This is a genomic window from Stutzerimonas sp. C6.4V, from assembly GCF_058536345.1.
In genome coordinates this window covers 3289240-3302079 of sequence record NZ_JBZUBM010000001.1, presented here as the reverse complement: position 1 = coordinate 3302079, position 12840 = coordinate 3289240, and the positions used below count along the sequence as shown (strand labels likewise).

At 59.6% G+C, this 12840-nt stretch carries 10 protein-coding genes; all 10 read right to left on the bottom strand.

Annotated features, from left to right (window positions below; genetic code table 11):
- Nucleotides 1–21: 21 nt before the first annotated feature.
- Nucleotides 22–1575, bottom strand: coding sequence for a SpoVR family protein (locus AC4LFW_RS15600; RefSeq protein ID WP_491820015.1), 1554 nt, complete (start codon nucleotides 1573–1575; stop codon nucleotides 22–24).
- Between the two features lie 10 nt (nucleotides 1576–1585).
- Nucleotides 1586–2857, bottom strand: coding sequence for a YeaH/YhbH family protein (locus tag AC4LFW_RS15595; protein ID WP_491820014.1), 1272 nt, complete (start codon nucleotides 2855–2857; stop codon nucleotides 1586–1588).
- A 90-nt stretch (nucleotides 2858–2947) separates the two neighbouring features.
- Entirely contained in the window at nucleotides 2948–4870 is a 1923-nt protein-coding gene (locus tag AC4LFW_RS15590; RefSeq protein WP_491820013.1) for a PrkA family serine protein kinase, read from the bottom strand.
- A gap of 270 nt (nucleotides 4871–5140) precedes the next feature.
- Nucleotides 5141–5470 carry a thiosulfate sulfurtransferase GlpE gene (glpE, locus tag AC4LFW_RS15585; RefSeq protein ID WP_491820011.1) on the bottom strand — a complete coding sequence of 110 codons (330 nt, stop codon included), beginning with the start codon at nucleotides 5468–5470 and terminating at the stop codon, nucleotides 5141–5143.
- Nucleotides 5467–6288, bottom strand: a complete 822-nt coding sequence (locus AC4LFW_RS15580) for a symmetrical bis(5'-nucleosyl)-tetraphosphatase (RefSeq protein ID WP_491820010.1) — start codon at nucleotides 6286–6288, stop codon at nucleotides 5467–5469. The genes glpE and AC4LFW_RS15580 overlap by 4 nt, the downstream gene beginning before the upstream one ends.
- On the bottom strand, nucleotides 6285–6668 hold the full coding sequence (gene apaG, locus AC4LFW_RS15575; RefSeq protein WP_491820008.1) for a Co2+/Mg2+ efflux protein ApaG: 384 nt from the start codon (nucleotides 6666–6668) through the stop codon (nucleotides 6285–6287). The genes AC4LFW_RS15580 and apaG overlap by 4 nt, the downstream gene beginning before the upstream one ends.
- A gap of 26 nt (nucleotides 6669–6694) precedes the next feature.
- Nucleotides 6695–7501: a 16S rRNA (adenine(1518)-N(6)/adenine(1519)-N(6))-dimethyltransferase RsmA gene (gene rsmA / locus AC4LFW_RS15570; protein ID WP_491820007.1), complete on the bottom strand. Its 807-nt coding sequence runs from the start codon at nucleotides 7499–7501 to the stop codon at nucleotides 6695–6697.
- A gap of 195 nt (nucleotides 7502–7696) precedes the next feature.
- Complete coding sequence (gene pdxA / locus AC4LFW_RS15565; protein WP_491820006.1) at nucleotides 7697–8677, bottom strand: 4-hydroxythreonine-4-phosphate dehydrogenase PdxA; 981 nt, start codon at nucleotides 8675–8677, stop codon at nucleotides 7697–7699.
- A gap of 93 nt (nucleotides 8678–8770) precedes the next feature.
- Entirely contained in the window at nucleotides 8771–10078 is a 1308-nt protein-coding gene (locus AC4LFW_RS15560) for a peptidylprolyl isomerase (protein WP_491820005.1), read from the bottom strand.
- Nucleotides 10059–12827 (bottom strand): LPS-assembly protein LptD, encoded by a 2769-nt coding sequence (locus AC4LFW_RS15555; protein ID WP_491820003.1) that lies wholly within the window; start codon nucleotides 12825–12827, stop codon nucleotides 10059–10061. Before AC4LFW_RS15555 ends, AC4LFW_RS15560 begins: the two co-directional genes overlap by 20 nt.
- Nucleotides 12828–12840: the final 13 nt, after the last annotated feature.

Below are 12840 nucleotides of genomic sequence, written 5' to 3'. Positions count from 1 at the left end.
GGCGGCGACAGGTGTCCCTGTTCAGGTCGGCCTTAGTGCCAGGCTCATGCCGGGAAATCTTGCCTCAGGCTCTGCTTCCGTACGTGGCGGCATGTGGTGGTTGGCCACCACCTTGTCATCCTGCATCGATTGCAGATGGACATCGAATCCCCAAAGCCGGTGCAGGTGCTTGAGTACCTCCTCGGTGGAGCCGCCAAGCGGTTTACGGTCGTGTTGCTGATGACGCAGGGTAAGTGAGCGGTCGCCGCGGCGATCGACACTCCAGACCTGCACGTTCGGTTCACGGTTGCCGAGGTTGTATTGCGCGGCCAGGAGCTCGCGGATAGTGCGATAACCGCTTTCGTCGTGGATTGCAGGCACCAGAAGATCGTCCTTGCGGTCGTCGTCGAGGATGCTGAACAGCTTCAGGTCACGAATCACCTTGGGCGAAAGGAACTGCAGGATGAAGCTCTCATCCTTGAAATTGTTCATCGCGAACTTGACGGTGGTGAGCCAGTCGCTGCCGGCGATATCGGGAAACCAGCGCTTGTCTTCCTCGGTTGGGTTCTCGCAGATCCGGCGAATGTCCTGGTACATGGCGAACCCCAGGGTGTAGGGATTGATACCGCTGTAGTAGGGGCTGTCGAAACCGGGCTGATAGATGACGCTGGTGTGGGACTGAAGGAATTCGAACATGAAGCCGTCGGTCACCAGCCCTTCGTCGTACAGGTCGTTGATCAGCGTGTAGTGCCAGAATGTTGCCCAGCCTTCGTTCATGACCTGCGTCTGCCGCTGCGGGTAGAAATACTGGGCGATCTTGCGCACGATGCGCACTACTTCTCGCTGCCAAGGCACCAGCAGCGGTGCATGTTTTTCGATGAAGTAAAGGATGTTCTCCTGGGGCTCGGCGGGAAAGCGCTGGTCGCGCTGGCGTTCGTCATCTTTCTCGCCGAATTTGGGAATGGTTCGCCACAGATCGTTGATCTGCTTCTGCAGATGCTCTTCGCGATCCTTCTGCCGGCGTCGCTCTTCCTCGGCAGATATCGGGTAGGGCCGCTTGTAGCGGTCGACGCCGTAGTTCATCAGCGCATGGCAGGAGTCGAGCAGATCCTCCACGGCATCGATGCCGTGGCGTTCTTCGCACTGCATGATGTACTGCTTGGCAAACACCAGGTAATCGATGATCGAACTGGCGTCGGTCCAGGTGCGGAACAGGTAGTTACCCTTGAAAAAGCTGTTGTGGCCATAACTGGCATGGGCGATCACCAGTGCCTGCATAGTGATGGTGTTTTCTTCCATCAAATAGGCGATGCAGGGATCGGAGTTGATGACGATCTCGTAGGCCAGGCCCATCTGCCCGCGGGTATAGGATTTTTCCGTGCTGAGGAAATGCTTGCCGTAGGACCAGTGGTGATAGCCAAGCGGCATGCCCACCGAGGCGTAGGCGTCCATCATCTGCTCGGCCGTGATGACCTCTATCTGGTTGGGGTAGGTGTCCAGCGCATAGCGCTCGGCGATGCGACCGATCTCTCGGTCATAGCTCTTGATCAGCTCGAAGGTCCATTCCGAACCGGTGGAAATGGGCTGTCGTTTCATGCTGCGTACCTCAGCTAGCCATGCGCCGCTGGAACAGTTCGCGGAACACCGGGTAAATGTCTCCAGCCGTTACCAGTTGCTGCTGGGCAAACGAATCGGCAAAGGCTTCGGCCACCTGGTTGTATTCGTACCACAGCGCCTGATGCTCGCGCGGGGTGATTTCGACGTAGGTGAAGTATTGGACGAACGGCATGATCTGGTTGATCAGGATGTCCCGGCAGACCGGGGAATCGTCATTCCAGTTGTCGCCGTCGGACGCCTGTGCAGCGTAGATATTCCACTCGTTGACCGGATAACGCTCGGCCATGATCTCCTGCATCATCTTCAGCGCGCTGGAGACGATGGTGCCGCCGGTTTCGCGGGAGTAGAAGAACTCTTCTTCGTCGACTTCCTTGGCACTGGTGTGGTGGCGAATGAACACCACCTCGATCTTGTCGTAGTTCCGCTTGAGAAACAGGTAGAGGAGGATGAAGAATCGCTTGGCGATGTCCTTGGTGGCCTGGGTCATCGAGCCGGACACATCCATCAGGCAGAACATTACCGCCTTGGAACTCGGGTTGGGGTGTTTGACCAGGAGGTTGTATTTGAGGTCGAAGGTGTCGAGAAAGGGGACGCGATGAATGCGGGCGCTGAGTCGCTGCAGTTCCTCTTCCGCGGCCTGGATGTCGCTGAAGTTGGCCGGCTCCTCACGTTTGAGACGCTCCAGTTCGGCCTTCACTTCACGTAATTTGGCGCGGCTGCTGCCTGATAGCGCAATGCGCCGCGCATGGGCCGAGCGCAGCGTGCGCACGATATTGATTCGCGAGGGATTGCCCTCGTTGCTGATGCCTGCACGAACCGTCTTGAAGGTGTCGGTGCCGGTGAGGTGCCGTTTGACCAGGTTGGGCAGCTCCAGATCCTCGAACATGAAATCCAGAAACTCTTCCTGAGTGATCTGGAACACGAAGTCATCCATGCCCTCGCCACTGTTGCTGGCCTGGCCTGCGCCCTGGCCGCCACCTCCGCCTTGTGGGCGGGGAATCCGCTCACCGGCGATAAAATCCTTGTTGCCTGGATGCACGATGGTCTGCCGGCCACCGCGGCCGTGATGAAGAATCGGCTCGTCGATATCCCGCCCTGGGATACTTATCTGCTCCCCATGTTCCATGTCTGTGATGGAGCGCCGGCCTACGGCTTCCTCCACGGCCTTCTTGATATGCCCTCGGTAGCGCTGCAGAAACCGCTGGCGGTTGACGGTGCTTTTGTTCTTGCCGTTCAAGCGGCGGTCGATCACGTAACTCATAGGCCCCTCCGGGGCAGCTGGAAGCTGGAAGCTAGAAGCTGAAAGCGTGCTGCTTTCTTCCAGCTTCTAGCTTCAGACTTCAAGCTGCTGTTACTGCGATTTACGTACCCGCAGATACCATTCCGACAGCAGTCGTACCTGCTTTTCGGTATATCCGCGCTCGACCATGCGCACGACGAAGTCGTTGTGCTTCTTCTGATCCTCCTTGCTGGCCTTGGCGTTGAAGCTGATGACCGGCAGCAGGTCCTCGGTGTTGGAGAACATCTTCTTCTCGATCACCACGCGCAGCTTCTCGTAGCTGAGCCAGGATGGGTTCTTGCCGTTGTTGTTGGCTCGGGCGCGCAGCACGAAGTTGACGATCTCGTTGCGGAAATCCTTCGGATTGCTGATACCGGCCGGCTTTTCGATTTTTTCCAGTTCTTCGTTCAGCGCCATGCGGTTGAGGATTTCGCCGGTTTCCGGGTCCCGGTATTCCTGGTCCTGAATCCAGAAGTCTGCATACAGCACGTAGCGGTCGAAGATGTTCTGGCCGTACTCGCTGTAGGACTCCAGATATGCTGTCTGGATCTCCTTGCCGATGAACTCGACGTAGCGTGGCGCCAGGTACTCCTTGATGAAGCGCAGATAGCGCTCGCGAACCTCCGCGGGGAACTGTTCCTGCTCGATCTGCTGCTCCAGCACATAGAGCAGGTGTACCGGGTTGGCAGCGATCTCGTGGGGGTCGAAGTTGAAAACCTTGGACAGGATCTTGAAGGCAAACCGGGTGGAAAGCCCATTCATGCCCTCATCGACACCAGCGGTGTCCCGGTATTCCTGGATCGACTTGGCCTTGGGATCGGTGTCCTTGAGATTCTCGCCGTCGTACACCCGCATCTTCGAATAGATGTTGGAGTTTTCCGGCTCCTTCAGCCGGCTCAGCACCGAGAACTGCGCCAGCATCTTCAGCGTATCCGGCGCACAGTGCGCCTTGGACAGGGAGCTGTTGAACAGCAGCTTGTCGTAGATCTTTATCTCGTCGGTGACCCGCAGGCAGTAAGGCACCTTGACGATGTAGATACGGTCGATGAAAGCTTCGTTGTTCTTGTTGTTGCGGAAGGTGTGCCATTCCGACTCGTTGGAGTGGGCCAGCAGGATGCCGTTGTAGGGAATGGCGCCGAGACCCTCGGTGCTGTTGTAGTTGCCTTCCTGGGTGGCCGTCAGCAGCGGGTGCAGCACCTTGATCGGTGCCTTGAACATCTCGACGAACTCCATCATGCCCTGGTTGGCGCGGCACAGCGCGCCCGAGTAGCTATAGGCATCGGCGTCGTTCTGCGGGAATTCCTCCAGCTTGCGGATATCCACCTTGCCCACCAGCGCAGAAATATCCTGGTTGTTCTCGTCGCCGGGCTCGGTTTTGGCGATGGCGATCTGATTGAGGATCGACGGGTACAGCTTGACCACGCGAAACTGGCTGATATCGCCACCAAATTCCTGCAGACGTTTGGTGGCCCAGGGAGACATGATCGAGGTCAGGTAGCGGCGCGGGATGCCGTAATCCTCTTCGAGAATGTCGGCGTCTTCGGCGGGATTGAACAGCCCCAGCGGCGACTCGAAAACCGGGGATCCCTTGATGGCGTAGAAAGGCACTTTTTCCATCAACTGCTTGAGCTTTTCGGCCAGTGACGACTTGCCGCCACCCACCGGGCCGAGAAGATAGAGAATCTGCTTCTTCTCTTCCAGTCCCTGGGCTGCATGGCGGAAGTAGGAGACGATCTGATCGATGCAGTCTTCCATGCCGTGGAAGTCTTCAAAGGCCGGGTAGCGGCGGATCACCTTGTTGGAAAAGATGCGCGACAGTCTTGGGTCCGTCGACGTGTCGATTACCTGTGGCTCGCCGATCGCCATCAGCAGGCGCTCGGCAGCAGTGGCGTAGGTACCCCGGTCTTCCTTGCACAGATCGAGGTATTCCTGAAGCGAATACTCTTCCTGGCGTGTTGCTTCGAATCGTTGCTGGAAATGGCTGAAAATGCTCATTGACTTCACCTCGGACGATGCTCGGAGCCGGTGTTGTCATCTGGCATTCAGGTACCGGCCGACTATCGGCCTGTGGAGTCCCCCCGAACACCTGATGGTCGAAACTTGAGGCCCGTTAGCCGCAGGACGGCTTCATCTGTATGGATGGCCTGACTGAAGGATAGTTCGGATTCGGCACATTCAAGGGCAAGGAGGCGCTATTACCGCTGCGTTTCGTCGGAAGGAAGGCTCAAGGCCGCGCCCTGTGCGGCCTCTGGCAGAAAATATTTTTTAGGCAGGATCGCTTTGTTCGACTTCATCAGGAAAGGCCTGGCGCCACAGTTCGAAGCCTCCATCGAGGCTATAGACGTCCGAGAAACCCTGTTTCACCAGGTAGGCTGCAGCACTCTGGCTGGAGTGCCCGTGATAGCAGGTCACAATCAGCGGATGGTCGAGGTCGGCTGTGGCGATGAAGTCGGGCAGCGAGTGGTTGTCCAGATGAGTGGAGCGGCTGATGTGTCCAGCGGCATAGCTCCCGGCGTCGCGGATATCGACCACGACGCCGCCCCGGTCACGCAACGCCTGCGCCTGTTCCGGTGAGATGCGCTTGAAGTCCGTCATGCTTTTGCCTCGCAGTCGCAGTGGTATAGCTCGTTGCTGTCAATGTTCATCAGTGTCATGGAATTGCCCCAGACGCAGCCGGTGTCCAGAGCAAACACGTTCGGCTCATCGCAATGACCTTCCAGTGCGGCCCAGTGACCAAAAATGATCTTGGCTCCGCGCGCTTTACGCGTGGGGTGGCTGAACCAGGGCGCAAAGCCATCGGGCGCCGAGTCGAGTCCTTCCTTGGCATCCAGATCGAGCGTACCGTCGGCCTTGCAGAAGCGCATGCGCGTGAAATAGTTGGTAATCACGCGCAGTCGCGGAATACCGTGCAGGTCCTTGCTCCACTTGGCCGGCTGGTTTCCGTACATGCCGTCGAGAAAGGGTTGCAGCAATGCATCATCGCGAAGCGCCTGTTCGACCTCGGCTGCCCGACGCAGGGACTTGCTCAATGTCCATTGGGGCGGGATACCGGCATGCACCATTGTGGTTTCACGCACGGGGTCGTGATGGATGAGTTTTTGCTGGCGCAGCCAGTAGATCAGGTCGGCGCGGTCGGGTGCGTCGAGAATCGCCTGCAGCGTGTCGGACTTTTTCAGCCGTTCGACGTTGTTGGCGACAGCGAGCAGATGCAGATCGTGGTTGCCAAGAACTGTAATTCCCGAGCTGCCAAGGTCATGCGCGAAACGCAACGCCTCAAGAGACTGAGGTCCACGGTTGACCAGGTCACCAGCCAGCCACAGGCAGTCGCGGGACGGGCTGAAATCGACGCGTTCCAGCAGGCATTGCAGAGGGGTAAGGCAACCTTGCAGGTCACCGACAGCATAGGTAGTCAATGCAGAGCTCCGGGTACGGCCAGCCTGAACGGCGCAATCAGGGCGTCGAAGCGGTGCCCATCTTCGGCGAGCATCTGATAACTGCCTTGCATGGTGCCAACACGGGACGCCATCAGCGTACCGCTGGTATATACGTGGCGCTGGCCTGGGGCGAGGACCGGCTGCTCGCCAACTACGCCGTCGCCGCGTACTTCCTGCACCTGTCCGTCGCCGTCGGTGATGATCCAGTGGCGTGACAGCAGCTGCGCAGTGAGCTGGCCATTGTTTTCAATGGTTATGGTGTAGGCAAAGGCAAAACGGTTTTGTTCCGGCTGCGACTGGTCTGCCAGATAGGCCGTGCGGACGCTAACGTCGATCCGATAGCGAAGGTCTTCGGGCATGGTGACTCCTGCTTGTGGGTTCGCCTTCAGGCGCGGGTGCAGCTGCGGGCGGAAAGTTGATCCGACAATCTTACGAACGCGGCCAGGTCCAACTGTTCCGGGCGCAGACTGCCGTCGACCTCCGCCGCGGCGATGGCATCCGCATCCAGTAGCCCCTTGAGGGTGTTACGCAGCGTCTTGCGGCGTTGATTGAAGGCCTGCCGGACAACGGTCTCCAGCTGCCTGTGGTCCTGGGCCGGATGGGGCAACACCTCATGCGGGACCAGGCGAACGATAGCCGACTCGACCTTGGGCGCAGGGTTGAAGGCGCCGGGGCCAACGTTGAACAGATGTTCGACGCGGCAGTGGTATTGCACCATGATCGACAGCCGGCCCCAGTCACCTCCGCCCGGTGCCGCTGCGAGGCGCTCGACCACTTCCTTCTGCAACATGAAATGCATGTCGCGGATCAGGTTGGCATGATCGAGCAGATGAAAGATCAGCGGTGTGGAGATGTTGTATGGAAGATTGCCTACGATGCGCAGGCTGTCTGGCTCCGAGCTCAGCTGGGCGAAGTCGAACTTCAGCGCATCGCCCTGGTTCAGCGCAAAGTTGTCGCGGTCGGCGAATTTCTGCTTGAGGATCGGAATCAGGTCGAGGTCCAGCTCGACCACGTCCAGGTGCGCACCGCTGTCGAGCAAGCCTTCGGTCAGTGCGCCCTGGCCCGGGCCGATCTCGACGATCCGCTCCCCCTGCTTGGCGTGGATGGCGCGAAGGATGCGATGAATCACGCCAGCGTCGTGGAGGAAGTTCTGGCCGAAACGCTTTCGCGCGCGGTGTTGGTAATCGGACATCGGAAGCTCCAGGGGGCAGCTCGAAGCCAGGAGCTTAGAGCTGGAAGCGAAAAGGCGCGCATTTTAGCAGCCCGTAAGAAGAGAAAGACGAGAAAGGCGCAGGAGGACGAAAAGGGGCGGGACGACTCGGGGACCTTTGCGCAGAAGCCATTCGCCAAACTGATTTGCTTCCAGCTTCCAGCTTCCAGCTTCCAGCTATCGCGCCATCTGATACGCGGTGTCCAGTGCGACCTGAAGGCTGCCGGTGTCGATTCGCCCGGTACCGGCAAGGTCCAGTGCGGTTCCATGGTCGACCGAGGTGCGCACGATGGGCAACCCAAGGGTGACGTTCACCGCAGCGCCGAAGCCTTTGTATTTAAGTACCGGCAAGCCCTGGTCGTGATACATCGCCAGCACGGCGTCGCAGTGCTCAAGGTGCTTTGGTGTGAACAGCGTGTCTGCGGGCAGCGGTCCGACCAGATCGAGGCCTTCGTTTCTCAGGCAGCTCAGCGCAGGTTCGATGACGTCGATTTCCTCGCGCCCCAGATGACCCCCTTCGCCCGCGTGGGGGTTCAGCCCACAGACGACTATGCGGGGGTGGGGTATGCCAAACCTGGTGACGAGATCGTGATGGAGAATCCTGGTCACTCGTTGCAGCCGCTCGCCGGTCACGGCGCTCGCCACATCCTTGAGAGGGAGATGAGTTGTCACCAGGGCTACGCGCAACCCGCGAGTCGCCAGCATCATCACTACCTGTTCGGTGGCGGTCAGCTCCGCGAGAAATTCGGTATGTCCTGAAAACGCGACGCCCGCCTCGTTGATCACGCCTTTGTGCACGGGCGCGGTGATCATGCCGGCAAAGCTGCCGTCCAGGCAGCCCCGACCGGCGCGCGCCAGGGTCTCGAGAACATATGCTGCATTGGCCGGGTTGAGCGTGCCTGCCACCACTGGTTCGGCAGGCAGCGTATCCCAGACATACAGCGCACCGGCGGAGGCAGGGCGATCCGGCCACCCCTGGGGGCCTACAGTCAGGATCTGGATGTTCAAGCCCAGCGCCTTGGCACGGTCGCGCATCATATCGGCGCTGGCTATGGCGATCAGGATGTGAGGATGTGTCTGGCCTGCCAGCAGCAAACAGAGGTCGGGACCGATGCCGGCGGGTTCGCCGGGCGTGAGGGCGAAGCGTTTGGCGATCATGACGGTGCCTTCAGGCTGGTGAAAAGAGGCGGGCCGGCCGATTGGCCGGCCCGTCGAGGCGAAACAGGAGCAAGGTCAGCGTGACCGTCGTGATCAGATCTTGATTTCGACGTACGCCTCGTCGCGTATCTGGCGCAGCCAATTCTGCAATTCTTCTTCGTACTTGCGATTGCGCAGCAGGTTCAACGCCTGTTGTTCACGGAACTCTTCGCTGGCGTCCGTGGCGCGGCGGCCGAGCACTTCCAGAATGTGCCAGCCGTACGGCGTCTTGAACGGTTCAGACAGCTGGCCGCTGGGCGTGTTCGTCATCACCTCGCGGAACTCCGGCACCAGCGAGTTGGGGTCGATCCAGTTCAGGTCGCCTCCATTGAGTGCCGAGCCGGGATCTTCGGAGAAATTCTTCGCCAGTTCGGAGAAGCTTTCGCCTGCCTGTATACGGTCGCGCAACCGCTCGATCAGACGACGGCTTTCTTCCTCGCTGCGGATCTGGCTCGGCTTGATCAGGATGTGGCGAACATGGACTTCGTCACGTACCTGCGTCTCGCCGCCGCGCTTGTCGAGCACCTTCAGCAGAATGAAGCCCGGCGGAGTACGCACCGGTTGGGTAACCTCCCCGACCGACATCGAGCTGACTTCGCTGTCGAACGGCGGCGGCAGCTGGGCTGCTTTACGCCAGCCCATGTCGCCACCTTCCAGCGCGTTTTCACTGGCTGAGCGCGAGACGGCCAGCTTGGGGAAGTCGGCACCCTGCTGAAGCTGCTGGTAGGTGTCCTGAGCAATTTTCTCAGCTGCCTGGATCGTCGCTGAATCAGCTGATTCAGGTACCGGAATCAGGATATTGGCCAGACGGTATTCTTCAGACAGTTGCAGCTTGCCAAGATCGGAGGCGAGGAAGTTTTCAACCTCCTGATTCGAGACCTGCACCCGTTCAGCGATTCGCCGCTGACGCACCCGGCTGATGACCATCTCCCGGCGAATCTGCTCGCGCGCAGCGTCCAGACTCAAACCGTCGCGCTCCAGCGCAGCCCGAAACTGGTCAAGGCTCATGTTGTTGCGTTGAGCGATGGTGCCCATGGCCTGGTTGAGTTCTTCATCAGAAATGCGGATGCCTGAGCGCTCACCGATCTGCAGCTGCAGATTCTCGGTAATCAGTCGTTCGAGAACCTGCTGCTGCATGACCTCGGCGGGCGGCATCTCGGCATCGCGCTTTTCGATGGTCTGTTGAACCTCGCGTAGACGCTGCTCCAGTTGGCTCTGCATGATGACATCGTTGTCCACGATGGCAACGATGCGGTCCAGCGGCCGAACTTCGGCCGAGGCGGTGCTGAGAGCAGCTGCGCTGCTCAGCAGAAGGGCGCCCGCCAGCAGGGGGCGCAGGAAATCAGAAAGCTTGATCTTCACGTTCACGGTAGCCTTGTATGCCTTCGTCGAGGAATGTCTCGGTGGAGCTGCCGAACACGCCGCCGAGTCCCTTGAGGACGATTTGCAGGAAGATGCCGTTGTCCGGCTCATCATTCTGCGATGGGTTGAGACTGGTTTCGTCGTAATCGATCCAGTAGCGGTTAATCAGGCGCAGTTTCCAGCAGCAATTGTCGTACTCGAAACCGCCGAAGGCTTCCAGCGTGCGGTTGCGGCTGTAGTCATGCTGCCAGCGTGCGATCAGGCTCCACTGCGGCAGGATTGGCCAGATCGTGGAGATGTCGTGCTGGTTGATCTTGTAGTAGTCCTCGATGTACTCAGGCGAGCCCGGCGTACCGTAGTCGCCGCCGTAGGTCCACTGGCCGGTGGCCTGGTCGAAGCGAACGGTGTCGTTGCGATAACGGTAGCCGAAGTTGACGATCTTCCGCGGGTTGTCGGCCGGCTGGTAGTGGAACATGGCGCTGCCTGAACGCGTACTGCCTGCATCCGGATCCCAGTTGAAGCTCGAGGTGAAGTGCCAGTCGCGGTTATAGCGGTACAGGTACTCAAGGGCATAAGGCGACACGTCAGAGGTCGAGCCCGGACGATCCTCAAGATTGGGTAGCTGCACTTCACGATCGCGGAAGTAGATGATCTGGCCGAAACTCAAGCGCTGACGCTCCAGCCCGTTCGGCTCGATCCAGCGATTGGTCACGCCCAGCGACAGCTGGTTGGCATCACCGATCCGGTCGTTGCCCGAGAAGCGATTTTCCCGCCACAGCGAGGAGTAGCTGAAGGTGTTCTCGCCGGTATCGAACACCGGGATGTCATCCTGGTCTTCTTCTGGCACGTACAGGTAGAACATCCGCGGCTCGAGGGTCTGACGATAGTCCTTGCCAAACCACTGGGTGTCGCGATCGAAATACAGGCCGCTGTCGACGCTGAAAATCGGCACGCTACGGTCAGGCGAGTCATTGAACTCGGCCACTTGGCTGCGGCCGGTATTGTCCAGCGTGAGGTCATACCTGGTGTATGCGTATTTCAGCGACGGTTTGACGAAACCCCAGGACCAGTCGAGGGGCAGGCTGACGCCCGGCTCAAGATGTAGACGCTCGCCTTCCGCACGATTCAGCCCGGCAAGCCGCGCGTCGTACCACAACTGTTCAGGCGTGCCTGTATTGCCATATTCGTCGGTGAAATATCCGCTGCGCAGGCTGCGCTGAAAACTGACGAATTCAGTGTTATACGCAAACTGCAAACCGCCCGGCTGGAACGGCAGTGCGCCGTTGAGCGTCAGCTGCGGCAGGCGCTCATAGGGAGTGACGTCGGCGATGGTGGCGCGCTCGTAAGCATGCACGTTCAGTCGCGCTGTGTAGTTTGCTGCGCGATAGGTAAGGGTGCCGCGCTGGTCCAGGTGATCGGGCTGGTCGATGCCCAGCTGGGTGTCCAGATCCTGGAAGTAATAGGGGTCGCTGATGTCGGTGTAGTCGACTTCTGCCAGCCAGCGGTTATCCAGGCCGGTGCGGTGTTGCCAGCTGTACATCCAGCGCTGGTCTTCGTACTCAGACTGCAGCTCGCGATCGTCGTTGCTGTCGTTCAGGTAGGCGGCGCCAAACTGGCCGTCACTGTTGCGGGTCAGGTAGCGGAACTCACCCTCCATCAGCAGGCCGCGGTCGGTCATGTAGTTCGGGTAGAGCGTGGCGTCGAAATTGGGGGCCAGGTTGAAGTAGTACGGCGTCACCAGGGACAGCCCGGTATCGCTGGAAGAGCTGATGCTTGGCGCAAGGAAGCCGGACTGGCGGCGGTCATCTATCGGGAAAAAGATATAGGGGGTGTAGAACACCGGAACGCCCTTGACCCGCAGCGTCACGTTGGTTGCCGAGCCGAAGCCGGTGGCAGGGTTCAGCGTCACGTTGTTGCCTTGCAGATACCAGTCGTTGTCGCCTGGCTCGCAGCGGGTATAGGTCCCGTCCTTGAGGCGGATGATGGCGTCATCGGTGCGTTTGGCATACAGCGCGCTGCCGCGGACCTTGCCTTCGTGAACGACATACTCGGCATTCTCCACCTGGGCTTCCCCGGTGTCGAGGAACAGCTCGGCGCGGTCTCCGACCATCAGGGCACCCTGGTCACGCAGACGCACGTTGCCTCTCAGCTCGCCGCGGTTTTCCAGCTGATACAGGTTTGCCTCATCGGCTTCGGCCTGGATACTGCCCTGGCGAAGCACCACGTCCCCTGCCAGCGTGGCGATTTCCTGCTGCTGCTCGTAGCGGGTTGCCTTGGCCGAAACGTATGTGGGTGCTTCGCTCATCGGTGTTTCATCGAACTGACCGGGACGGTTCGGTTCAACATAGGTGCCGGCGCAGTAGGGGCCGGTCTCGGCCAGCTGGGCATTGGTCAGCTGATCGCGCGGCACCCAGTCAAGGTGACTGTAATCGGCGCTGCGTGAGGCCAGGGCCCGCCCTCTGCTTTCGTTGACCAGCCTGGTGGTCGCTACCTGACGTTGTGCCTTGCGCGCCGGCTGTTGAGCGGATGCGGTCGTGCTGCCAGCGGTGCTTACGCTATGGGCTGGACGTGAAGGCAGTGCTGGACTGGCCGCGTCAGACGAACAGTTCCAACCGCCGCCGGTGCCGGGCTGGCAGGCGAACTGTTCGGCTGCGATCGCCAGAGGCATCGCTACCGGTTGCAGAGCAAGTAGCCCGCCGGTAACCAATAGAGGGAATTTTTTACGAAAAGCGGGATATTTGACTGCCATCTTGTTTTTTGGT

Coding starts and splice junctions, on each gene's coding strand:
- apaG (WP_491820008.1), bottom strand. CDS start 6,668: ATGCCCGAAGACCTTCGCTATCGGATCGACGTTAGCGTCCGCACGGCC.
- AC4LFW_RS15600 (WP_491820015.1), bottom strand. CDS start 1,575: ATGAAACGACAGCCCATTTCCACCGGTTCGGAATGGACCTTCGAGCTG.
- AC4LFW_RS15555 (WP_491820003.1), bottom strand. CDS start 12,827: ATGGCAGTCAAATATCCCGCTTTTCGTAAAAAATTCCCTCTATTGGTT.
- pdxA (WP_491820006.1), bottom strand. CDS start 8,677: ATGATCGCCAAACGCTTCGCCCTCACGCCCGGCGAACCCGCCGGCATC.
- AC4LFW_RS15595 (WP_491820014.1), bottom strand. CDS start 2,857: ATGAGTTACGTGATCGACCGCCGCTTGAACGGCAAGAACAAAAGCACC.
- glpE (WP_491820011.1), bottom strand. CDS start 5,470: ATGACGGACTTCAAGCGCATCTCACCGGAACAGGCGCAGGCGTTGCGT.
- AC4LFW_RS15590 (WP_491820013.1), bottom strand. CDS start 4,870: ATGAGCATTTTCAGCCATTTCCAGCAACGATTCGAAGCAACACGCCAG.
- rsmA (WP_491820007.1), bottom strand. CDS start 7,501: ATGTCCGATTACCAACACCGCGCGCGAAAGCGTTTCGGCCAGAACTTC.